We start from the raw sequence: 24,040 nt of genomic DNA on the forward strand, positions 1-24,040 counted from the left end.
ACGTATACCCGAATAATTGAAGTTATAAACCCATAATTCTTTGACCTATGCTAGAGTATGTAAAAACAATTCTAACCAAAGTCAGCTTTGACAAGCGGCTCTTCGAGAAAGAGCTGAAAAAAGCATTTAACCTACTCATGGCCAGTGAAATAGAAGAATTTAGAGACTGGTGCTATCGTAATTTCTCTGGTAGATATGAACCGGTATTAAATAAATATTTCGTAGCATATGCATAAAAAGGGCTGTGATCAGCCCTTTTTTATTTAACATTTTTTAAAGAATCGGATGCCGCTCAAAAGGCCTTGATTGATCAAATAGATTCCTATATGTAATAAATTTTCGATTTTGTTTGGCTCCCAAATTTTTGGAGATATTCAACATCTTTGGATTAAAATCCCCCTGCCAATATAATTCCAAGTATTTGTAGGAGCGGCTTGGCTTGATTTGATTTTCCGCCTCCACTATCATATAGTAATCTATGCCTGTACTCTGAAACTCAGGAACAACACCGAATACAAGACCAACAAACTTTTCGTTTTTCCCGAACAATTTTTTTAATAAAAACCTGAGTTTTTGTATGATCCCAAATTTCCCCTTCAAATCTTTAATAAAATAATTGACATCCGGAAGGTTGATCCACATCGCTTTAGGTTTTCCTTGGTGGTAGACAAACCAAATCAGTTTCTCATCCAATACAGGTTTCATGGACTGCAAAAGCTTAAGCGCTTGACTAGGCTTAATCTCCTTATTGCCCTCATGCTGAGCCCACGCAGCATTGTAAACAGTAGCCAAATCTTCTGCAAAAATTTTTAACCGGTCTTTTCGAAGATGACGAACTTCAAAATCAGGATCCTGCGAAAATTTTTGATGGGCTTTGTAAAACTTTTCAGATAATTGATGCGCATCAGAAGACACGCTAAGACCCCAACAAATCTGATTGTAAAATACCTGGAAGCCATACGACTCCCATAACTGCTGATAATAGGGCCAGTTATAATTCATCCCGTATATGGGAGGTTCAAATCCTTCCACCAACAAACCCCACCATTTGTCTCGATCCCCTAAGTTGATAGGGCCATCCATGGCTTCGTACTTCTTTTCCGTCAGCCATGTTTTCGCTGTATCAAACAAAAGGTTTGCTGCTTGCTGATCATCAATGCAATCAAAAAAACCAATCCCTCCAACTGGAAATTTATCTCCTTTATTTTTGTAGTTGGAATTGTCAAAAGCTGCTATTCTTCCAATAGGTTGCCCTTTCGGATCGACCAAAATCCATCGCTTGGCTTCTCCTTTTTTGAGCAGTTTGTTTTTTCTGTGATCAAAAACTTCTAAGATATCCTTATCCAAAGGCTGAATCCAGTGGGGGTTGGATTCATTGATCACTTGATGGGCTCGCAAAAACAAGAGCTCATCCTCTGGTTTTTTTACTTCAATTATCTTCATAGCTGGCTTGTGTACGACAAATTTACAGCTTTTTACTCCGCTTTGGTGAGAATGCGTTTTTTTAACCAAAGTTTATCAAGCTTTCAAAAAGTCAATATTTCGCTGTAAACCAGCCAACTTAGTACGTTTAACAGCTGATTTTGGAAAAACCCTGTTGAAGGTTTCTTCTGTGATTTCCATCCATGCTTGTTGATCCATTTGTTGAAGCTCGCCTGTTGGTAAAAAATGTTCTTCCTGGTGGGGTTTTGAAAAACGGTTCCAAGGACATACATCCTGACAAATATCACAACCGAACATCCAATTAGAAAATTTACCCTTGAATTCATTTGGCAAAGCATCCTTTAACTCGATCGTAAAATAAGAGATGCAACGGGAAGCATCGACTACACCATTCCCTACAATAGCATCCGTAGGACAGGCATCAATGCAGCGGGTACAGGTACCACAATAATCTTTGACCATGGGTGCATCAGGTGCGACTTCCAAGTCTATGATGAGTTCCGCCAAAAAGAAAAAACTCCCCATACCTCGGGTAAGTAACAGACTGTTTTTTCCTAGCCAGCCAATCCCCGATTTTTGTGCCCACTGACGCTCCATTACGGGAGCTGAATCCACAAAGGCGCGGCCGTTGACTTCTCCAATAGTTTCTTTTAAATATTCCAGAAAGAGTTTCAACTTGTCCTTGATGACATAATGATAGTCCTGTCCATAGGCATATTTGGCAATCTTTAAATCATCTGGACCTTCGGGTAATCTGGATTCAGGGTAGTAATTATACACCAAACTGATGACTGTCTTTGCTCCATCCACTAAAAGACGCGGATCGAGTCGCTTATCAAAGTGATTGGCCATATAGGCCATTTGACCATGATAATTTTTGTTTAACCATGCTTCTAATTTAGGAGCTTCTTCCTCCAAAAATTCCGCTTTAGCAATCCCACAATAGTCAAAGCCCAACTCTTGGGCTTGTTTCTTGATGAGTGCTGCATAGCGTTGTTGAGGTAATTGCATTTTTTTTTAAGTGGCTTCTAAAAACCGTTCTGCGATCTTTAAGGGTCTAAAGGTAAAGCGTTTTTTGGCACGATGGGAGGAAGTTCTTTTCAAAATATCTTTCAAGGTAGTCAAAACCTTGATGGTATGCGGCCCTTTATTGAGCATCACACATTCGGCTCCGGCACTCAAAGCGGCATCCGAGATCTCCGAGCGTGTGGCGATACCTGACTTGTTTAATGTTTCGAGTACTTGTGTAGCCCATACTACTGGTACATGCGCTGCTTCACAAATCCATAAAATTTCTTCCTGAATCTCCGCCATGCGCTCAAATCCAATTTCTACAGCCAAATCACCTCGGGCGATCATTACACCAAATTCAGGCTCCCGCATTCCTTCAAAAAGCAAATCAGGCAAATGCCTCACTGCTTCCGGTGTTTCAATTTTTATAATCAATCCCGGGATAGTTGCGCCGATACGTAGAAACTCCGCTCTCAATTCCTGAATATCTGTTGGCTTACGAACGAAGGAATAGCCAATCAAATCTGCATTAGCTGCGATAAAAGGCAGGCAAGAGCGATCAAAATCCGTCAAAGAGTCAATATCCAAAATAGTATCAGGGAAATTGATTCCTTTTTCATTTTTTATCTGCGATTTTGGGTTGGATACTCGGGTAATGCGCAATCCAACCTTACCTTTCTTGACTTTTTCGGTCAAGCATCGAATGACTCCATCATCTAAATACACCCGATCCCCTACCCGAATTTTTTCTACGATACCCGGTTCATTGGGACTGATAACCACTTCTCCTTTGGGGATTCCCTCGGTTGACTCAGCCATCCAGATCAATTGCCCTTCTTTTACTTTCACTTTGCCTTTATCCTTACCTTTACCCAAGAGTCTTGTACGGATCTTTGGACCGGCTAAGTCCATGTAAATTTTGCAGTCTATGCCTGTTTCTTCGCTGGCATTTTTGATATGCTGAATCATGCTCCTCCACACCTGTTCGTCATCATGGGCACAATTAATCCGAGCGATTCCCATACCACCTTTCAGCAAGTTCTTTACCAACGTATAATCACTGGCAAAGTGACTATCAAAAGTGACCATCAAGGCTGGGATTTCTGCTTCCCTCTTTTTCCCAAAAAGTTTTTCGCTCTTTTGTTTGATCAGTAAATTACTTAGGGAAAAAGAAACAGCATCAATATCATCATACACTCTTCCAAGCCGCTCCTGAATGGATTGCACTTGCCTCAGTACGTGACTTTCCGAACTGGCAATGGAAGAAAGCCCATAAATATGGAGCAAAATTTGTAACTCTCGAATATCGATTGTTCTCAAAACCAGGTAATGCAGCAAGTTTTTAGCAGCATAAAATTGGGAAGGGTGGATTTGTTGAATCAAGGATTCACGTTCGGTGGTAGCCTGATGCATCAACTCCTCAATCTGTGCGAGTTGTGCTTGAATAAAATCCAAATCGCTGGACTGCATAAAAACCGGGTTTATTGAGACCGAATTTAACCATTAAAAAATGAAGGAAAAAGAAAGCGATGTTAAGTTTTCAATCCATAAAAAAGCAGCTATTCCGACACATAAGTCTCAAAATAGCTGCTTTTTATGAAGTATTTCAACCACTCATTGGCATAAGTCTTAAAAAATATGCCCAAATCCGAAGAAGAACTGTCCTCCTTCTCTACTTTGAGCATAATCCAACCGAAGAATTGTAGATTGGTTCCATGCTATTCGGCCACCAATCCCTGGCGCTCCTCTAAATTCTGTTAAAGACACGTCCCGAATACCTTCCCATACCGTACCAAAGTCATAGAATGGTGTGATGCCTAAAGCGAAGTGTTGATTAAAAGCATTGAAGTCATGTAATCGCGCACGCATTTCTAAATTCACTAGCCCAACTGTTGGTGCCAAAAACCTTGCTTCTCTAAATCCTCTAAGTGATCTACCCCCTCCAAGTACTAGAATTCCTCCGGCCTCGGCTTGGGAAGACAAATCCCACATTTCAATAAAATTAATCTTTGGCCCAAAGATGTGTCCAAAAGCCGCCAAACCTGCGAATGTCAAACGGTTCCGATCATTTTTCCAGCGATGGAAAGTATGGATAAACTGGCCTTGCACCATAAACTTGTTGAAGTTGAAATCAGAACCTAGCCAAGGTGCAGAATACTCATGGGAGTACTGTAAGAAAACTCCTTTGCTTGGGTCAGGCTCCAAATCTCGTGTATCATAAATCAAGGCTCCTGCCAACATGCTGGTAAACTGGAAACGATCTTCAAAGCCTGCTAAATTAAATCGATCCCATGTTCCATCATTTTTCTGAATGTTGGCTAGGGTAGGACGCTGCACAGCTTCCACGGCCGTACCATTAGGAAAAAACGCTTCCTCAGCGATTTTACCTGTGTAATCTTCAAAAGCCGTGAATAGCATCTCATAACCAAACATGATTCTAAGCTTTCCTCCCATTTCTACCCGCTCACCCAAGAAATTGAAGAGTTTCTCTCGCTGTATAAACTGATTGAAGTGCGTATCCGTCAGGAAGCCTCCATTGGCTGCTGGGACTGCAATTCTCAGGTTATCTTCATAATCATTTACCCTGTTGAATCTTCGAAGAGAGCCATCGGTACCTTCTGATTTGTCAGCAAAACTCAATGGATTCAATGATTGTCTGCCAATACCCCAGTACTGTGCATTCGGGTCTTCCCAAAATACCGCATCTGCTCTAAACCTCCACTTGGAGTTAAATACATATGGAACGTCCAAATTTATAGCTGCTTTAACTCGGCCATTTTCAAAAACAAAGAGCTCTGAATTGATACTATATCTGTAAGGCGTATAGTAAAAGAAGGGGTCTTCTTTGGTTCTATTTTGAAAGAAAAACACATTTCCTCCAACTCCGAATCCACGAATCGGATCGAATTCAAATCTTGGCAATCCTGTCACAAAGAATCCCTCTTTTTTGTTGAGGATATCTTCTTTGGAGAGCCTTTTATCCGAAGAAATCTCGAATGGTAACTCCAAGGTATCCATTATTGACAAGCGGTCAGCATTTTTATGCAGTAGCATTTGCTGCGTAGTCATTTCGGTTTGAGCGCTTACATGTAAGCTAATCATCATTAGCAAAACAATCGTGTAAAGCTTTTTCATGATAGTATAGTTTATTGGTTTAATTATAGCCCTAATAATGTGACAGTTACTGAGAAATAAATCAATAATCCGGTAATGTCCACCACGGTGGTAATCGCTGGGGAAGCTGCTACAGCTGGATCTCCTCCAAATCTCTTGACAATCAAGGGTAAGCCTGCTCCTATACAGGTAGCTGTGATCACTTGTAATGAGAGGGCCGCACTGATAACAAATGCTAATTGAAAGAGCGTATATTCGGATGGAATGCTTGTCTCCCAACTTAAAAACAACACTTTCAAAAAGGCCAAAACACCTAAACACACCGCCAACATAGTGGAAATCTTGAATTCCTTAAAGACAATTTTGAACCATTGGGTAGGTTTGATCTGCCCCAATGCTAAGGCTCGTACAATTACTGTTGCTGCCTGAGAACCTGAGTTACCCCCAGTATCAGCCACCATAGGCATGTATAGTGCAAGGATAATTAACGCCTCTAAAGTGGATTCAAATCGATGAATAATCATCCCAGAGATAATACCTACGGCGGCGAGCGAAACAATCCAAACCACCCGCTTTCTGAAGTGCTGCATGCTGGAAGTATGCATGTAATCATGATCTGCGTTCTCCGTCATGATACCCATGAATTTTTCCATATCCTCTGTGTGCTCGGCACGGATTACTTCTATAGCATCGTCTTGGGTGACGATTCCCACTAGTTGGCCTCCATTATTGAGTACAGGAATGGCCAAAAGATCATAATCCTCGATTTTTTTGGCTACGATCTCGCGGTCTTCATCCACCTGAGTAGATACAAATTGAGCATGCAGGATATCACTGATCAATTGTGTTGGTGAGGCCATAATCAAATCCTTGAGTGAGACAAAACCCACCAATTTCATCCGATTGTCCACCACATAGATGTAATAAATCATCTTTTTAGAGGGGGAGTCTCTTCTGACCTTTGCCATGGCTGATTCCACACTCATGCTGGAAAGTACCGTAGCAAAATCGGTGCTCATGATACCTCCAGCAGTTTCCGGTGGATAGCTACTAAGCTTGATCACATCCTCACGAACATCCTTTGATAGGTAAGGTAGGATTGCCGCTTGTTCTTCCTGACTCATATGTTGGTACAGGTCACAGCGGTCATCAGAGGCCATGTTTTCAAAGATGGGTGCAAATCTTTTTTTGCTTATCTTCTGAAAAAAACGCAGTTGCCGAATGATATCAAAAGCAGAAACAATTTTTGCTTGTTGCTCATAGTCAAAGCCGTCTAAAGCCTCCAATACACTCCCTTCTTCCAAAGGCTCTAAGGTATCTGCAATCTCCCTAGCAGTCATTTTCTGAAAAGCACTCCTCAGCTCTCTGATTTTTTGCTTTTCTGAAAGTACTATCCATTTTTCTAGATTATCCTTCATACCATTAGCCCTCTGTTTCCATGTTATTGATTTCCCAACTGACCTCCATCACTCCATATTCCAGCGTAAGCTTCCCAGCCAGCTGCTCCATTACTCTGTCCTTATTTCCTTGCGATACCACGCGCGCTTCCACATAGGCATGCTTTGGATTTCCATTATCTCGGCTTTTCAAGGATTGTAACCGTAAATTCCCATCAGACTTGAGCGTTTCTAATAGCATCACTCGTAGATGATTTTCAACCTTGTCCAAGCATTTGATCTGGAAGCTGTAAGAAAATACCCCTCCATTATCGTCTGCTGGTTGACCGGGAACATCGTTGATCCTATGGCCCAACGGTCTCAAGGACACATGGGCCAACATAACCACGGCGGCTGTAATCAATGCCTCCCCATACAATCCCACACCTGCAAGAGAACCAACCGCAGCCGAACACCAAATTGTAGCTGCTGTATTCAGGCCTCTGACATTTAAGCCATCCTTCATAATGACTCCCGCTCCCAAAAACCCAATCCCTGTTACAATCTGCCCTGCCACTCTCGATGGGTCCCCAAACTCACCAGTCAAGGAAGCAGACAATAAAATAAAAGCTGCTGCGCCTAGGGAAACGAGGGTATTGGTTCGCAGTCCTGCGCTACGCTGCCGCCATTGACGTTCAAAGCCAATAGCGGCTCCAAGAATAAATGCGGTCAGCAATCGTAAAGTGAATTCTGTAAGTGTCATGGTTTACTCCTTTCTTTTGGCAGATGAGTGACTCAACTAGCTCCAAAAACAAAGGAGCAGGAATCAGCTAAAACAAGAGGGAACTGAGGGCGCAGGGTCCATAGTGCGAATTGATTTTTTACAAAAGTACGACAAAGCCTTCCCTAAGGCTGTTAAAGGGGTATTAAAGAAATATTAGAATTCCATTAGAAAACTTACATCGTTCTTAATTGGAGATTGATGGATGTGCCTTTCCCTACATTGGACTGCACTTCAATGGAACCTTCATGAAGATCTATGATTTTCTTCACAAGGGTCAATCCTATCCCAGAACCTTTTGAAAAGCTTTTATTTGTTCCTCTAAAAAATGGATCAAAAATTTTACTGAGTTCTTTCTGTGGAATACCTATTCCTTGATCCTTGATAGTGACCTGAATCATTAATCCCCTGACATCTACTGCCACCTGACAGTTTTTTTCTTTGGAAAATTTGCAAGCATTGTGTATGAGGTTTTTCAAGGCCAAAACCAATAAGTACTCATTGCCTTCCAAGCTTACCTCTTGGTCTTCAAACCCAGCCCCAAACTCAATATCTATTTTATAATCCGGATTTTCCTGCTGTACCTGCTGGCTTGCCTCCAATAATACTTCATCAATCCTTGTTTCCTTAAATCTAACTTCTGAGCGATCATAATTGGCTTTCGCAAAATCTAACAAGTCACTCGTCAATTTGCTTAATTTATGGCTATCCTGAAGGATGTTTTCAATGGTAGACTGATATTCGGAAAGGTTTCTATCTTTCTGCAAGACCCACTCCAGTTCCGTAATCATCGCTGCTAAGGGAGTCCTCACCTCATGGGCAACATAAGAGACAAACTGCTTCTGCGAATCAAAAGACCGCTCTAGTCGCTCCAGAAGCTTGTTGAATGTCTGGGCCAATTGATTCAATTCATCTTTATTGGCAGATTCTCTTAACCGAAGGTGAAGGTTAGATGCGGATATCAATTCTGCCTCTACGATCATTTCAGAAACTGGACTCAACATGCGCTTCGAAAAGTAAAATCCCAAGAGTACCAACAGCACCAAACCTAATAAAAGTGAGATAATCATCGTATCGCGTACATTTTGCAGTTTATTGTAACCATAGTAGTCATACGCGGCAGAGGTGATCAGGTACTTTTGGTCATCAAATTCATAGACAAATCCCAATACCTGCCAGTTTTCCTGCAAAAACTTGAGTTGCTTACTTCTCCTGATAGCTTCAAACATTTCGGGGGTCTCTTTGACAAAGTCAATATCCACTGCATCATGATAGATGAGTTCTTCCGCATCATTGTAGATAGCAACTTCTACCTCATAGAGGATTTCCTTGTTTTTGCGATAGATTGTCTGTAAAGTCTCAGCATCTAGAGAGGTATCCAATAGCAGATTAGCCTTGGTAATGGCTTCCTTTTCTAAAATCTCATAAAATTCGGAAAGCCTGTTTTGGTAGGCAGAAAAATAAATAATCCCCATGAAAATCACTAGAATAAGCACTGTCAGTGCTGTAAACCAAAGCGTTATTCTAATTTTTAAGTTCATGGCTTTTGCAGAATGAAGCCCATTCCGGGCCGCGTGTAGATGAGTTGGAACTCAAAGGGCTTATCAATTTTCTTTCTAAGATAATTGATATACACATCAATGATGTTCGTTCCGGTATCAAAATTTAAATTCCAAACCTCTTTGGCAATCTCTTCCCGGGAAATCACCCGCTCGGGATGCTTCATGAAGTATTCCAAGAGGTTGTATTCTTTGGGTGTCAGGGCAAGTTCCTCTCCCTTGCGAAATGCCTTTTTCTTATGAAAGTCAATGGAAAGTTCGGAGTACGCTAACTCAGTAGATTGCGTAATTTTTTCCGAACTGCTACGTTTCAAAAGTGATTTGATTCGTGCCACCAATTCCCTCAGATCAAAAGGCTTGACCAGGTAATCATCCGCTCCTGCGTCGAAGCCTTCTAATTTTTCATCTGTTTTCCCTAAGGCTGTCAACATGATGATAGGAACCGCACTTCCGCTTGCTCTGATTTTTTTACACAACTCAAAGCCACTTCCTCGGGGAAGTATCAAATCCGTAATCACACAATCAAAAACCTGGCTCTCAAAGAGGCGAAAGCCCATTTCTGCATCAAAAGCAGCCAAGACAGCATAGCCTTCCTCCTCCAAACTTTTCTTGATCACGGAGGAGAGCCTTTCATCATCTTCGATAAGCAGTAATTGTGAGGCCATAGAAATTAGGTTAGTCTAGAAATGATCGGTTCATTTTCCGGCCATTTAGCCAGCAACTCTTCTTTGTAAAAGCCTCCTTCGGGATGCGGTAGCAATCCCAACTGAGATACCAAGCGTTTTATTGTCGTGTTCATGCGTAAAGCTCAATGATTTTATCTACAATTCTTTCTGAGGTCTTTCCATCCCACAGCGGGATTCCTTGGTAGGTTTTCCACTCACCTGCCATCAATTTTTTCAAATACGGCGCCAAGTTACCAGGATTAGTTCCTACCAATTCATTCGTGCCCAAATGTACAGTTTCAGCCCGTTCGGTATTGTCTCTTAGGGTAATACAAGGCACATTCATAACTGAAGCTTCTTCCGTAATGCCGCCAGAATCGGTGATGACACCTTTTGCATGCTTGACTAGATAATTAAACTCCAAGTAGGAAAGTGGTTCGGTCATGTGCAAGCGCGGCGAGCTAATACCCAACTGCTCCAAGTTTTTGGCTGTCCGTGGATGCACGGGAAAAATAATCGGCAAATCGCCCGTCCCGGTCAAAATTGCATCAATCATTTCTTTGAGTTTCTCCTCTTGATCCACATTTGCCGGTCTGTGCATGGTCATGACAAAATAATTTCCCACTTCCAATTGATCAAAGATCTCTCCCTCAGGCTTGCTAAACTTTGGCATATTGGCCATCAAGGTGTCTATCATGGTGTTTCCCACAAAATGAATCGATGAATCATCGAAACCTAATTTGCGAAGATTGGTATTGGCTATTTCCGAGGTAGTAAAAAAATGGTCTGTAATGGAGTCAGTAACCATTCGATTGATTTCCTCTGGCATGCTTAAGTCTCCAGAGCGAATCCCTCCTTCCACATGGGCTACATCTATCACCAATTTTTTGGCTGCAATGGAACAGGCCAAAGTAGAGGTCACATCCCCGACTACAATAACCAAGTCAGGTCTGTTAGTTAGCAATTCTTTCTCAAAAGCTACCATGATAGCGGCTGTTTGCTCGGCTTGAGTTCCTCCACCTCCACCAAGATTGGCGTCCGGCTCAGGGATATTCAATTGCTCAAAAAAATCACCGGACATTTTTTTATCATAGTGTTGTCCTGTATGCACTAATCGAAAAGAGATCTCGAAACCTGCTTGTTGTTTGGCTTGAATGGCATGAACAATGGGAGCAATTTTCATAAAATTGGGCCTTGCTCCAGCAACTAATGTCAGTTGAATCATATCGCTTAACTATAAAATTTTACACAAATTAAGGATAAAAAATACCGATACCCAACCCAAAGCGAATGAAGCAACCCCTTTAACTACACTAAAATTGAAAGAATTTTCGTTAATTTGTCATCGATTTCAATTATTTGAACAGCGCGGAACGGATTAATGTGGGATATGAACACCCAATCAATGATGGTTAGAATTACAAGTCTTTTTAAGATCAGCTTTTTTTGCATACTCTTCGGGATTTTACTGAACTCCTGTCACAGTGATCGCTTGGAAAGCCAAGAGGTAGTGTATGACAATGATTTTTCTACCCTAGACCTATTTGGAATAGTCAATGCCAAACTATTTATCTTCCAAGGAGATACCTTATTGGGCTTTTTCAACAATGAAGAGAGTATCTTGACTATCGACGGTCTTCCAGGTCATAATGTAGTAAAGATTGAAGTAGAAGTGCTTGCCCATGATAGTTGGGACGGCAATGTGGATGATGGATTCAACGGGCCAGATTTTTGGTATATGAAAGTGGATGATCAAGAGGTCTTTCGCACTACTTTCTCCAACTCTCCTTGTGAGTCCACTTTTTGTCTAAGACAATCTTATCCAGATAATTATTTACGTCAGCACTTCCCCAAAAGCGGTGCTATACAAACCAATCTTCCTGGGCTTTGCATCTTTGGTGCATTTCAAAATTATACGACACGGTATCGCATTGTTCAGATGGTACCTCATACAGGCAATAGTATATCCATTACATTTGGGGATGAGTTGTTCCAATTTGAAAATCCAAATCCGATTTGCGACGAAAGCTGGTCTATCAATAAAATCAAAGTAACCACCATGGTTGTAATCTAAGACTATGAAACAGCTACGTCAGACAATCTTTTCGGTGATTATCTTGTTAATTGGATTTACCCACCTTCCTCAGTTAGGCGCCCAAACGCTCCCCTTGAATACTCCTGTAATGGAAGAATACATGCGCAGAGCTCAGCTTTTAGGGAAAATTGATGGGAATTCTTCTATGGCTATTCGTCCGCTTTTCCCTGTTTCAGCTTTTGACCGATACACAGGTGTAGACTTGGATAGCACATTCCAAGACTTTGATACCTCGGTATTCAATCGGAAGTTTACAGACCATGATGGTACACAGGCAATTCTTTTAGCGATGCCCATAACTACCCGCACACAATTTAATTCCGAATATGCTTTCGGCTTAAACAATGGAGCCATGATACCTAATCGTGGTTTTCAGCACGTGGTTTCTGCGGGAATTTACTTTCAGTATGGCAAGTTGAGCCTACAATTACAACCAGAATTTCACCAAGCACAAAACAGAGACTTTTTAGGATTTCCCATCGAGCATCAGGCTACCATCTTGTACTATTATGAGTACCTAAACCGTATAGATATGCCTGAACGCATGGGTGAGGATCCGATCGCACGTTTATTGCCTGGGCAATCCAGCATTCGATTCAATACACATGGTTTTTCGGTTGGTGTGTCAACTGAAAATGTATGGTGGGGCCCCGCTCGCCAAAACTCTTTGATTTTGGGCAATAATGCTCCCGGATTTACGCACGTAACATTGAATACAACCAAGCCACAAAAAACTCCTGTTGGAAGTTTTGAAGGACAGTTAATTCTCGCAGGTCAATTGAGGGCTTCCGGTCATTTACCCCCACATTCAGACTTGTTTATACAGCGCACGAATGTATTCAGACCAAAAAGAGAAAATGGTAACAGAAACCTGTCTGGTATCATCCTCAGTTACCAACCAAAATGGGTTCCGGGACTTTTTCTCGGCTATTCAGCTACCAATAATGTGTACACAGAGGACTTGGAAAACTTGGGTGACCATGTACCCTTTTTCAATGGACAAAAACGACTCAGCAATATGCCCAACCCTATCCGCGATCGAAGACAGCAATTCAGTTCAGGATTTTTCCGCTGGATGAGTCAAGAGGGACATTTTGAGTTTTATGGGGAGTACGGCACCAATGGAAATAGCCGAAGATTTGCCGACTTTATCATCACTCCTGAGAGAAATCGAGGATTTACACTTGGGTTTACCAACCTGATGCCATTGAAAAAAGGAGATAGCTTTTTACAAATCAGTGCTGAAATGACCCAAACTGGTCAAACTATTCGTGAAAGTATCCGAAACTTAGATACTTGGTATATTCATGACCATGTGCGACATGGGTATACACATCAAGGACAGGTTTTGGGTGTTGGGTATGGTCCTGCTGCCAATGTAAATTGGATAGAACTAGGGTGGGTAAAGAATTTCAACCGTGTTGCCTTCCAATTTGAGCGCATTGTGTACAATAATGACTTTTATTACTTCCGCTTTGAGGCTTCCAAAGATTGGAGAATCAAATACGTAGACTTAGTCCCTGCATTGGTAGCCGATTGGAGATTTGGCAACTTATTGGTCAATACGCATGTGCGCTATGTCAATACTCTCAACTATACCTGGTTTTTAGAAAATCAGCCGGACAGCTATTTTGTGCCCGGCTTGGATAGAAACAATTGGGTAGCGACACTAGGCCTAGCCTATATCCTCAAGTAATCAGGGTTTTTTCGAAAACTCGAAAGTCATTCCTCCTTGCTTGAAAGTCATAGTACCTTCTTCTGGTACAAACTGCATGGTCAAATTAGCTGCATTAAAACTGAATAAATAATCACCTTCGTGAGCCAATGGAAATTCAGATTGACCGGTGGCTTGGGCCATTAATCGGTTTCCTTTTCGAGAAATAGTGATTTCAAGTGGGAAAATGCTAGATTTATAAACCCCGATCAATTGCTCCAATACGGACTCTTCTATAGGTTCCTCTTCAAATGTCGGCACTTCAAAATCTTTTCCAAAGTAGGCTGAAAGTGCGGCTAAAGCTGCAAGATTAATATCATAATCAGCCCCATTGCTCACGATAGCTAATGTAAACTTTTGCTCAGGAAAATACCCTAACATCGAACGAAAGCCATCAATACCACCGGTATGCCCATAGGACATATGCTCATAAAAAGGTATTTTCAACATACCCAATCCAAACCCATCCTTAATATCCTTCATTCGCTCCAAGGAGCCGGTCTTAAGGAGTTTGCCATCAAAAAGCCCTTGAATGAATAGAGTCAGGTCGCTCAAGTTGCTGATAATTGCACCTGCCCCTAAAGGAATCGATAAATCTGTCTCCTGGGATACAGTCCAATCAGCCAACATCGTGTAGGATAGTGCTTGATTAGCATCCGAATTGATACTACTACTGCCTAAGCGAGTACTGCTCAACTGTAAAGGTTTGATGATTTTTTCCTGGAGTAAGTTGTCATAAGTTTTACCCGTCACATCTTCCAATAGCCAAGTCAACAGTACATAATTGGCATTTGAATAGTTGGCTTTGGAATCAGGACTGAACTCCGATCCCTGAGCTAGGATTATTTTATAAAGAGAATCCCTTGTCTGTGCTGTAGTATGCCAAGTTAAATAGGCAGGATTCTCGGTAAAGCTTTTGATCCCACTTCTATGTTGAAGTAAGTGTTGAATCGTGATTTGTCTAGAATTTTGTATTTCAGGGAAATAGTTTACAATCGGTTCATCCAATTGTAGCACCCCTTCTTCCACTGCTTGAAGCACCAAAACAGCCGTGAACATCTTGCTGATTGATCCGATCCTATACGCTGTTGAAGAGTTATTCTTCAACTTTCTTTCCAAGTCTGCATATCCTAGGGAGCGCTGATAAAGTATGTCCCCATCCTGCACTAAAAGAACAGAGCCCATCAATTTATCTGCAGCTTCGAGCGAAGAAAAATAGGCATCAAGCTTTTCTGTAGAAAATGTTTGACCCATAGCTCCATGGGTCAACATCAGTGTCACGATCAGTAGAGTGAAGAAATTTCTTATCATGGCTTTGCAATTTTAAAATCTCGTCAGCATTTGGTCGCTGACGAGAACTATAAATATACATCAATCCAATCGATTTCTTTCCTCCGTGCTACCAGAACGATTGGCAATTCTGAAATTTTCACCTTGAGCAAACTTATATCGAAGGGTAACTCTCACTCCTTGGGTATTTCTGTATTGCCTGAACTGCGTATCAATGTTATCAAATTGTACATTGGCACGGATAATCTGTGAGGCAAAGAGATCTGTACCATTGACCGTCAAGCTCAATTTTTCTTTCATGAAATTCTTGGAAATACCCGCATCTACCCAAGCAAAACCTTTGATGGTGGCCTGACCATACTGCGCAGGGCTGATATACATCCCTACGATTTCTGCCTTAAATCCAGCTGGTAATGTGAGATTATGCTGGGTTCGGAAGGTGAGAGATGTTTGTGCTACATCCAATAGCGCATCTCCAATCATGGATTTCCATCGGGAATTGGTAACCTGCAACATATGATTGGAGTTCCACCATTTGGCGATTTCCACTGGAATCATCGTACGGAAATTGAAGTTTTGCGCCTTATCTAAGTTACTCGTAAATGTGGTAGTGGTTCGAGTTTCTTCATCTTGAGTAAAGATTTGCTGAAACACATCATTGGTTAAGGAATAACTTAAGGTAAACTGGTACGCATTTTTAATCACATGATTCATTTCCAGGTTATGCGCAAATTGTGGGCGCAGGTTAGGGTTTCCCTGCTCCGTGGTCAATGGATCGATGTAGAATACAAATGGATTCAGTAATCGGTAATTGGGTCTGGCTATTCTCCTATTGGCATTGTAAATGATTTGATAATCTTTGCTAATCGCTTGCTGTACAGAAACGCTTGGAAATAAGCTCAAGTAGTTTTGCTTGTCCAGTCGATCCAATGTCAAGGAAGTTCCGGTAATATCCGAATGTTCGGCTCGTAAACCTGCATTGAATGAGACCTTCTCGGAAAACTTACTTCTATAATTGGCATAGGCAGCCAAGACATTTTCCTCGTAAATAAATTGATTACTATTTGGATCGGGCATAAATGGTTCCTCTTCTACAGCCTTAGCTAGGTTTAAATTGTTATCAGACTTAACCCAACTGCCCTTCACCCCTGTTTCCAATACCCTGCCTTTTCCAAATGGCTTGGTGAAGTCCACTTTAGCGGTGAAGATCCGGTAATCCATATCGTTCAGAGTTCGGATAAAATCTCTGGATACATTGATAGGTTCGTTCATCCAGTTCATATTGCTCAGCAAACCTTCGGAGTCGGAGCGCATGCGTGTAAAATCTATATCAGATGATAGCTTTGTACCTAAAGAATCCAAGATACCCAAATAGTGAAGGTTGCCAAAAAAGCGCTTATTTCGAGAATTTTCATCGTTGAGCGATTCTATAAAAAATAGATCAGCAACACCTGGATTGGCAATTTGTGTGAGTGAATTTCCTTGATTATCTCCACTATTTTGAGATGCTTGTACACTTCCTCCCACACTGTGTTTGTCATTGATTTGATAATCTGAACCTCCTGTAAAGAAGTAGTTTTTATTGCGCATGGTAATCAAACTCCCTTGATCAAATCGGGAATTCCCCTCATCCAACTGGAAGTTTCTGGTGATATCCAATTCATTGACCATGTTAAACTGGGAGTGATTCAAGCTGGCATTATTGGTCCACTTCCCTTTTTTGACATTGAGAGAAACTCCAGCATTGGGACTGTAGAGACCATTGTACATGCCGCCTACATTAACATTCCCAAACATTCCGTCAATGTTATTCTTTTTCAGACGTATATTGATGACACCGGCAGTTCCTTCCGCATCAAAGCGTGCAGATGGATTGTTGATGATTTCAATGCTCTTGATATTGTCGGCAGGCATGGAACGGAGAAAATTAGCCAAATCAGTGGATGACATGTACGTAGGGCGATCATTGATCATGACCGTTACCCCAGGTCTGCCGTTCAAATTGATCGTATTATTTTCATCGATGTACACTCCAGGTGAGCGACCGATGACATCCAAAGCTGTATTTCCTTCGGCTAATACAGTTCCTTCGACATTTACGGTGGTTTTATCCGCTTCTACAATGATTTCCGGCCTACTTGCTTTCACGGTCACCTCTTGCAAGTTGCCCATCTCCTCTGCAATCCGGATAGTATCGAAGACTTTATTGGATCCCGCTACCAAATCAAATGCTTCTGTCTTAAAAGTTTCATAACCAATGGATGAAATCACCAAAAGCATTTTCCCTGCATGAATAGACTCTATTTCAAAGGAGCCATCTTCTTGGGTTACATCACCTGTAAGCAAATTACCCGTTGCAAACTCTACCAATGCAACGTTGGCAAATGGAACTCCCTGACCTTTTTCATCCACCACTTTACCCGAAATGGTAGAAAGCTCGGTAGCAGCAAGATTGCTCAACCCCAAAAAAAAGAAGAGTAGAGAGGCAAAAATTGATTGGAAAGTATTCATAATCGCGTTGGTTTAGATTGTTGTCTTGTACCAACAGCATAGAAAATTGGATGCCAATTCAAAAAAACCTCCTTAAAGCCTTTAAAAGCTGTTTTTCAATAAAAAGGAAAATGAAAGTGTACACTATCGAACAAGACTTGTGTACGTAATGAGTACAAAAAAAGCCTTGAGAGTTCTCCCAAGGCTTTGTAATTCTAGTTTGCTGGATTACTTCGCAGCAGCGTATCTCTTGCTTACTTCTTCCCAATTAACCACATTCCAGAAAGCACCTACGTAATCAGGTCTTCTGTTTTGATAGTTTAAATAGTATGCATGCTCCCATACATCCAAGCCAAGGATTGGTGTACCTTTTACATCGGCAACATCCATCAATGGATTGTCTTGGTTAGGAGTAGAACTTACGACTAATTCACCGTTAGCCACTGATAACCAAGCCCAGCCTGAACCGAATCTTGTAGCTGCAGCTTTGTTGAACTCTTCCTTGAAGGCATCAAAAGAACCGAATTTAGCATCAATTGCAGCAGCCAATTCGCCTGTAGGAGCACCACCGCCGTTTGGAGAAAGAATTTCCCAGAAAAGTGTGTGGTTGTAGTGACCTCCACCGTTATTTCTAACGGCAGCATTCGCACCGGCGTTTGTCATCAACTCTTCCAATGACTTGCTTTCCATATCTGTACCGGCAATCGCATTGTTCAAATTGGTTACATAAGCATTGTGATGCTTACCATGGTGGATTTCCATTGTTTTTGCATCGATATGCGGCTCTAGCGCATTAAAGTCATACGGTAATTTTGGAAGTTCAAATGCCATAAATTATTATAGTTTAGGTTAAAACGTTATTAAAAGGCTTCTCAAAAGCCACATCTTACCAACTTCACAAGCTTTTAAAAAGTTCGATTTCCTTCAAAAAAGAGTAGACTTTATCAATTGCATTACTAATTATAAGGTGGTAAACACGACTTCAAATGTACTTTTGTCCTTTATGGGGGATTGGACCATACCCACTCCGAGGTAACGGACATGGTATTTATTGTTGGGGCAATGGTGGATATTATCGGTACACTAGATGAGTATTGGTCCGATAGCATGTTACAGGCAGCGGCACATGCGCATGCTACTCGAAGACCTTGGGTACTCGACCCAGTGGGGGTTGGTGCCACCCCTTACTGCCGTAAGTTTTTGAAAAAAGCATCCAAAAGTGCTTTGGACTCTTCAGCTAATATGCCTGATTTTATCTTTGTTTTGGGATGCAAAATGGACTTTTCAAGTTGGGAATAGCCCCGCTTTGGGTCAGAGGCTGCAAAGTTGATTTCTCCAATTTGAGACCAGAAAAGCGCTCCACCACACATGATGCATGGTTCCAAGGTTACAAATAATCTACACTCATTCAAGTATTTTGCTCCTAGGGAATTGGCAGCTGCTGTAATGGCTAAAATCTCTGCATGGGCAGTTACATCTGTTAATTTTTCGGTCTGATTGTAGCCCCTGGCGATGATTTTATTCCTACAAACAATTACTGCACCCACAGGCACCTCTCCCTCTTCAAACGCTATTTTAGCCTGCTTGAGGGCTTCATTCATGTAAAATTCATCACTTTGGTATTCCATGGGTACAAAGTAAAAAGGCACATTTGAAATCATGTGCCTTTTGGAGAGATTTTTTTAGAACCCAAATAACTGGATAAATTCTTTTCTGACTCCCTCATTGATGATTAGCGTCAAAATCAAGGAAACCAATAAACCGAGTGTAGCTTTAATGATATCTTTTCGTGCCAAGGTGTAGGCTCTGTAGATTCTCGCTTTTCTTTTCTTCAACTTGGAAGATTTGGCATAGGCAATGGCCAACTCACGTCCACCTAATAATCCAATAAATACCCAAGTAGTACTCATTGGGATGTTACTTGCCATTTTGAAATAGAACAAAATAATTGCGTATACAAAATCTACCAGTGTAGCTGCACGCACATCGGTTACCCGGGTCTTTTCATTGACAATCGACTGTATTCTATCCCCTTTCAGGTAAAACAAAAATCCTAAACCAATGAAGATAAAGCCTGTATAACCCAAAAACTCATAAATGTTCAGCTGTCTTGGCAAAAACACAGCGATATTAGCGGCATCTTGCATAATCCAAACAGACCACAAAATACCAGAGGTAAACCACTGTAATATATACCAATATGGTTTAGCTTCACCCTTGAGGAAGCTTTTGACAAAACGCTCGATGATGAACCACACAAAGATGGCTATTACAAATGCCAAAAGGTAACCCAAAAAGCTTTTCTTCATCACATCGATGATAGTACCGCCTTTGTAGGTAAATACATTCAAAAGTAAAAAGGTGGTAGACACTGGCATTCGCATCCGTGTCATTACCAATAAAACAATTGGAGCTGCTAATTGGAGAAAGACGAAGCTTTCAGGTGCTTTGTCAAGACCAGGCACTTGCAGACGTTGATAGGAAACATCTCCATCAAATACAATCCAGCTGTAAGTCACTGTCGCAACAAAGATCAAGCCCATAAACAGCCATAACCAATACCACTTGCGTTGTTGGTTGGAGGCAATAAACGTACCAATGGTCTGAATACTATCATTGGCGATCGCTGAATAAGCAGCAAGAGCAAAACCAAACCACATAGCTATATATGTGTTTTGGGTAATGATTCCTGCAAAAGATACCAGAATACAGATAACAATCAGAAAAGTCTTTTCCTGCTTGGTAAAGTCAAAAAGTGCATAAGAGACCTTTGATAAGGCATCTTGATTAATGTTTTGGTCGATTTTCTTGGCCATTTGAAAGCTTAAGAAGGTATACTTCGCCACAAAGTTAAAGAAGATTATTTGGTAGCCATATTAATTTATTGTTAAGTGATTTTTAAATGCAAATCTGCCAATTTCAACCCAGATGCAAGTCCATCAGCTTTAAACCTTTCAAAAGATTTAATAATCAGCTCATTTGGGTAATTTTTCCCTAAAAATCCCCTCCAGGATAGAGAATGTTAACAATATCTTCACATGGAAAAAGCCTACACTTACATCTCCAACCGTTTATTTTGCGTTCAAATTAGCAAACATTGAGGCATAGTAGACCTCATCATTGACATGTCCGAAAAGGTCGCAAAAGATACTGTACGCAAGAGAATTTTTAAAATAGCTATACTATTATTGGGGTTATTGCTGTTTATTTTCTCCATTGACATGCTGTCAGTATCAATGACCAAACTTAATTCTGATCTGGCGAGAGAGATTTTTCAAGCAACAAACAACCCTTTTGTGGGGCTTTTCATTGGACTCTTGATTACAGCGATGGTTCAAAGCAGTTCTACAGTGACTGCTATGATCGTGGCAGTAGTGGCTTCGGGCTCCATTACACTGCAGCAAGCTGTACCCATGGTCATGGGTGCCAATATCGGGACTACCATCACAAGTACGCTTGTAGCCTTTTCATACATCATGAAAAAGAATGAGTTTAAAAAGGCCTTATCTGCCGGAGTTTTACACGACGTCTTCAATATTTTAACCGTACTTATCCTTTTTCCTTTGGAAATATATTTTGGTTTGTTGAGCTCAGCAGCATCTTACTTGACACATGCCTTGTTTGAAAACAACACCAAATATGCCTCAGACTATGCGTACAATGTAATTTTCACAAGGCCTATTACACTTTGGATATCAAACTTGATCAGCTCCCCCATTCTGATGATGCTTCTCAGTATCTTATTGGTATTTGCTGCCATCAAATTTCTATCAGATACGGTATTCAAATCTTACATATCTTCAAATTATGCCAAAGTAAGTAAGTTTATCTTCAAGCAGCCTTTTTGGGCTTTTTTCTACGGGGTATTCTTCACGGCAGCTGTACAATCAAGTACGGTGACTACATCGCTAATCGTACCTGCCGTTGCCAATAGAAAAGTTTCTTTGCTAAAGGCCTTTCCATTTATCATTGGAGCTAATATTGGAACTACGATTACGGCGGCGATTGCTGCCCTGTATAAAAATGAAGCGGCAATCGCTCTTGCCATGATGCACTTTTTGTTCAATATCATTGGAGCGATGATTTTCTTACCATTTACTCCTATCAGAAATATCCCGGTAAGAATCTCCACCTTTATCGGAACAGAGTCTGTCAAGACCCGACTTGTTGGTTTTGCCTATATTTTATTTACTTTTTTCATCATCCCTTTCCTGCTCATTTATTTTAACCAAGATGAAAACATCTCAGAAATGAGCTGGAAGGATTTCAGGAAAAATGAGCTGATTAGCAATCCAGAAGAAAAGGCACCTACTCCTGTTGAGCCGCTTCCATTAGCTGAACCCCAGAACTAGTACCTATTCGGTCTGCCCCGGCCTGAATCAGTTTGACTGCCTGTTCGTAAGTTTTAATTCCACCACTAGCTTTGATCCCAACCGAACTTGGGAGATTTTCCCGCATCAATTTAATATGCTTCTCTTTGGCTCCTTCAGGTGCAAATCCGGTGGATGTCTTCACATAATCTACCCCCGCTTCTGCACAGATTTTACATGCTTGGATGATTTCTTCATCTGACAAGTACGCAGTCTCAATAATTACTTTCAAAATACGTTCATGCTCGTGGCATAATTGGGCTACTTTAGCAAGTTCGATCTTTGGCCAATTCATACCCGCTTTGAAGGCTGTAATAGACCATACGATGTCGATTTCATCGGCTCCATTTTTGATAGCCAACTCCGTCTCAAAGACCTTTGTCTCTGTCATATGATAACCCAAGGGGAACCCCACAACAGTCACCAACTGAATAGGCGCATCTCCAATTTCACGCTTGGCTTTTTTTACCCAAAATGGGGGTACACAGATGCCAACAAACTCATGTTGTTTGGCTTCTGCCACTAATTGTTCAATGTCCGCATCTACTAGGGTGGCCCTTAAGACTGTTTGTTCTATGTATCGATTCAGATTTTTCATTTGCTTGTGTTATTCTTTTCCTTCTACAAAATCCTGTAAATAAATATATTCAATGGTCAGGTCTCCCTCTTTGGTAATACTAGCTTTATCCAAGACTTGGGATGAGGATTTGAGTAGCTCTGGAATAAAGTGTTTAATCAATTGATTGCCAAAATCCTCTGAGGCATCCCTTGGTAATTCAGTAGGTAAGTTGTCAATTGCCATCACAGAAATACTTGTCTGCTTTCCAAAGGCAGGAATCTCTGATAAGTTTTGTCTATCCACATCATAGACTGGATCCATAATAGAAGTCGGATGAAAAGTCGTCGGAACGCTTCCGTCAACATCACAGGTAATATCTGCAATCACAGAAATATTGAAATCTTCTGACTGTATATCCTTCAATTCAAATAATCGAGGTGCTCTCCTATCCCAATAAGCGGCAGCAATAAAAATATCACTGACTTCTGCAAATTTGAGAAAATGGCTTTCGTAAAGCTGAGGGGCTTTGTAAAACTCCTGACGGTCATATCCTCCGTCTGTTTTTCTCCGATTATAGTCCGAAGTACTCAATACTGTAAATACTGCCTCATCGTAATAAACATGGAGAAAATCATGTGTTGACACTTGCTTGAGACCAACCTTTTCCAATACTTCCAATACACCTCGACCGACTTTACCTGCGCCTGTCACTACTATCTTGATGGGTGGCAATTGTACCTTTTTTAACTCTTGAGTCAATTCATCTTGATCAAAACATTCAAAGGCGCGCTTCAAATCATACAAACCTGACTTTTTCCCATAAGTCCATAAACCATTATAAGCCCCAACAACTCCTGCCCACTTGCCAAATGCAACAGTTCTAGCACCTTGTTCATCCACTAAGATTTCATAATCCATCAAACTGATTCCTCTTTCCAACACCATTTGTAGAAGCTTTCGGTTATTGGCCTGCTTCTTTATGGTATGCGAAAAGAAAATGTAGCGCTTATTTGGAATCAGTTGTTCTACTGGAACTTCCTTGATACCCATTAGTAAATCACATGAACTGATATCCTCTACAACGGAAATACCTGCATCCAAATATTCCTCATCTGTATAACACCTAACAGCGCTTTTCTCAACAACAAAAGATAACTGATCTTGAAAGGTGTCTTGCAGAAATATTAATTGACTTGGTGTAAAGGGAACTCGCTTATCAGGCGGTACTTTACCTTCTTTGATGATGCCTATTTTCATACTGGGTTGGGATAAAAAAACTGGGTTATTGGGTTTGATGGGGACTTTTAAGCTACTTTGCGTGTTAAGTAGCTAAAATACTCGCAATATGGATAGTTCATATGTTTATTTGATTTTATTTTGGGTGGTGTTTTACCTTCATCATTCGCTATTTGCAAGCTTGAATATAAAAAGAAATATGATTATCCGCAATCATGCCAGTATGGATAAATAGAAGCAATGATGAGCCTGTCAAATAGTTTTTGACCGAAATATCTTCTGTTGAGCTTATAACAGAATTCATCAAGATAGTTCTGCATCATCCTTTCTGATATCA

The 24,040-nt window shown here is 41.0% G+C and carries 22 protein-coding genes and 1 pseudogene; 5 read left to right on the forward strand and 18 right to left on the reverse strand.

The annotated features are described in order from the left end of the window. Positions 1-47: 47 nt before the first annotated feature. Entirely contained in the window at positions 48-236 is a 189-nt protein-coding gene (locus ACXIUD_RS01170) for a hypothetical protein (RefSeq protein WP_189584052.1), read from the forward strand. Between the two features lie 37 nt (positions 237-273). On the opposite strand, the gene ACXIUD_RS01175 is transcribed toward ACXIUD_RS01170, so the two are convergent. The 10 genes from ACXIUD_RS01175 to wecB form a co-directional block, all read right to left on the reverse strand. Continuing rightward, entirely contained in the window at positions 274-1,443 is a 1,170-nt protein-coding gene (locus ACXIUD_RS01175; RefSeq protein WP_458050813.1) for a hypothetical protein, read from the reverse strand. 75 nt (positions 1,444-1,518) lie between these two features. Continuing rightward, complete coding sequence (gene queG / locus ACXIUD_RS01180; RefSeq protein WP_458050814.1) at positions 1,519-2,454, reverse strand: tRNA epoxyqueuosine(34) reductase QueG; 936 nt, start codon at positions 2,452-2,454, stop codon at positions 1,519-1,521. A gap of 6 nt (positions 2,455-2,460) precedes the next feature. After that, complete coding sequence (locus tag ACXIUD_RS01185) at positions 2,461-3,924, reverse strand: pyruvate kinase (RefSeq protein ID WP_458050815.1); 1,464 nt, start codon at positions 3,922-3,924, stop codon at positions 2,461-2,463. Positions 3,925-4,083: 159 nt separating this feature from the next. Beyond that, positions 4,084-5,589, reverse strand: a complete 1,506-nt coding sequence (omp85, locus tag ACXIUD_RS01190) for an Omp85 family outer membrane protein (RefSeq protein WP_458050816.1) — start codon at positions 5,587-5,589, stop codon at positions 4,084-4,086. Between the two features lie 23 nt (positions 5,590-5,612). Continuing rightward, positions 5,613-6,986: a magnesium transporter gene (gene mgtE / locus ACXIUD_RS01195; protein WP_458050817.1), complete on the reverse strand. Its 1,374-nt coding sequence runs from the start codon at positions 6,984-6,986 to the stop codon at positions 5,613-5,615. A gap of 4 nt (positions 6,987-6,990) precedes the next feature. After that, a complete protein-coding gene (locus tag ACXIUD_RS01200) occupies positions 6,991-7,707 on the reverse strand; it encodes an MgtC/SapB family protein (RefSeq protein WP_458050818.1) in 717 nt (238 codons plus the stop codon). A gap of 194 nt (positions 7,708-7,901) precedes the next feature. Further along, the gene (locus ACXIUD_RS01205; protein ID WP_458050819.1) at positions 7,902-9,266 is read right to left on the reverse strand and encodes a HAMP domain-containing sensor histidine kinase; all 1,365 of its coding nucleotides are present in this window, start codon (positions 9,264-9,266) and stop codon (positions 7,902-7,904) included. Beyond that, the gene (locus tag ACXIUD_RS01210; protein ID WP_458050820.1) at positions 9,263-9,949 is read right to left on the reverse strand and encodes a response regulator transcription factor; all 687 of its coding nucleotides are present in this window, start codon (positions 9,947-9,949) and stop codon (positions 9,263-9,265) included. Before ACXIUD_RS01210 ends, ACXIUD_RS01205 begins: the two co-directional genes overlap by 4 nt. Positions 9,950-9,954: 5 nt before the next feature. Then, positions 9,955-10,083, reverse strand: coding sequence for a hypothetical protein (locus ACXIUD_RS01215; protein WP_458050821.1), 129 nt, complete (start codon positions 10,081-10,083; stop codon positions 9,955-9,957). Beyond that, a complete protein-coding gene (gene wecB, locus ACXIUD_RS01220; protein ID WP_458050822.1) occupies positions 10,080-11,174 on the reverse strand; it encodes a non-hydrolyzing UDP-N-acetylglucosamine 2-epimerase in 1,095 nt (364 codons plus the stop codon). Before wecB ends, ACXIUD_RS01215 begins: the two co-directional genes overlap by 4 nt. Before the next feature lie 165 nt (positions 11,175-11,339). Between wecB and ACXIUD_RS01225 the strand changes: the two genes are divergently transcribed. Next, on the forward strand, positions 11,340-12,023 hold the full coding sequence (locus tag ACXIUD_RS01225) for a hypothetical protein (protein ID WP_458050823.1): 684 nt from the start codon (positions 11,340-11,342) through the stop codon (positions 12,021-12,023). A gap of 4 nt (positions 12,024-12,027) precedes the next feature. After that, the gene (locus ACXIUD_RS01230) at positions 12,028-13,740 is read left to right on the forward strand and encodes a capsule assembly Wzi family protein (RefSeq protein ID WP_458050824.1); all 1,713 of its coding nucleotides are present in this window, start codon (positions 12,028-12,030) and stop codon (positions 13,738-13,740) included. Here the strand turns inward: ACXIUD_RS01230 and ACXIUD_RS01235 are convergent, their stop codons facing one another. The 3 genes from ACXIUD_RS01235 to ACXIUD_RS01245 all read right to left on the reverse strand — a co-directional run bounded on the left by ACXIUD_RS01235 (position 13,741) and on the right by ACXIUD_RS01245 (position 18,369). Next, entirely contained in the window at positions 13,741-15,069 is a 1,329-nt protein-coding gene (locus ACXIUD_RS01235; RefSeq protein WP_458050825.1) for a serine hydrolase domain-containing protein, read from the reverse strand. 60 nt (positions 15,070-15,129) lie between these two features. Beyond that, positions 15,130-17,559 carry an outer membrane beta-barrel protein gene (locus tag ACXIUD_RS01240; protein ID WP_458050826.1) on the reverse strand — a complete coding sequence of 810 codons (2,430 nt, stop codon included), beginning with the start codon at positions 17,557-17,559 and terminating at the stop codon, positions 15,130-15,132. A 207-nt stretch (positions 17,560-17,766) separates the two neighbouring features. Continuing rightward, complete coding sequence (locus ACXIUD_RS01245; RefSeq protein ID WP_458050827.1) at positions 17,767-18,369, reverse strand: superoxide dismutase; 603 nt, start codon at positions 18,367-18,369, stop codon at positions 17,767-17,769. Between the two features lie 231 nt (positions 18,370-18,600). On the opposite strand from ACXIUD_RS01245, the gene ACXIUD_RS01250 reads away from it, so the two are divergent. Then, positions 18,601-18,837 (forward strand): hydroxyethylthiazole kinase, encoded by a 237-nt coding sequence (locus ACXIUD_RS01250; RefSeq protein WP_458050831.1) that lies wholly within the window; start codon positions 18,601-18,603, stop codon positions 18,835-18,837. On the opposite strand, the gene ACXIUD_RS01255 is transcribed toward ACXIUD_RS01250, so the two are convergent. Then, positions 18,723-19,166, reverse strand: coding sequence for a nucleoside deaminase (locus ACXIUD_RS01255; RefSeq protein WP_458050832.1), 444 nt, complete (start codon positions 19,164-19,166; stop codon positions 18,723-18,725). The genes ACXIUD_RS01250 and ACXIUD_RS01255 overlap by 115 nt on opposite strands. 54 nt (positions 19,167-19,220) lie before the next feature. After that, positions 19,221-20,354, reverse strand: a complete 1,134-nt coding sequence (locus ACXIUD_RS01260; RefSeq protein WP_458050833.1) for a hypothetical protein — start codon at positions 20,352-20,354, stop codon at positions 19,221-19,223. Between the two features lie 309 nt (positions 20,355-20,663). On the opposite strand from ACXIUD_RS01260, the gene ACXIUD_RS01265 reads away from it, so the two are divergent. Continuing rightward, positions 20,664-21,890, forward strand: a complete 1,227-nt coding sequence (locus ACXIUD_RS01265) for a Na/Pi symporter (protein WP_458050828.1) — start codon at positions 20,664-20,666, stop codon at positions 21,888-21,890. On the opposite strand, the gene deoC is transcribed toward ACXIUD_RS01265, so the two are convergent. From deoC to ACXIUD_RS01280, 3 genes and pseudogenes are all read right to left on the reverse strand, one after another. After that, on the reverse strand, positions 21,847-22,506 hold the full coding sequence (gene deoC / locus ACXIUD_RS01270) for a deoxyribose-phosphate aldolase (protein ID WP_458050829.1): 660 nt from the start codon (positions 22,504-22,506) through the stop codon (positions 21,847-21,849). The genes ACXIUD_RS01265 and deoC overlap by 44 nt on opposite strands. A 9-nt stretch (positions 22,507-22,515) precedes the next feature. Further along, positions 22,516-23,724 carry an NAD(P)-dependent oxidoreductase gene (locus ACXIUD_RS01275; RefSeq protein ID WP_458050830.1) on the reverse strand — a complete coding sequence of 403 codons (1,209 nt, stop codon included), beginning with the start codon at positions 23,722-23,724 and terminating at the stop codon, positions 22,516-22,518. Positions 23,725-23,906: 182 nt separating this feature from the next. After that, positions 23,907-24,040: pseudogene (locus ACXIUD_RS01280) on the reverse strand (IS1595 family transposase); the annotation flags it as partial.

The organism is Mongoliitalea sp. (assembly GCF_054166905.1).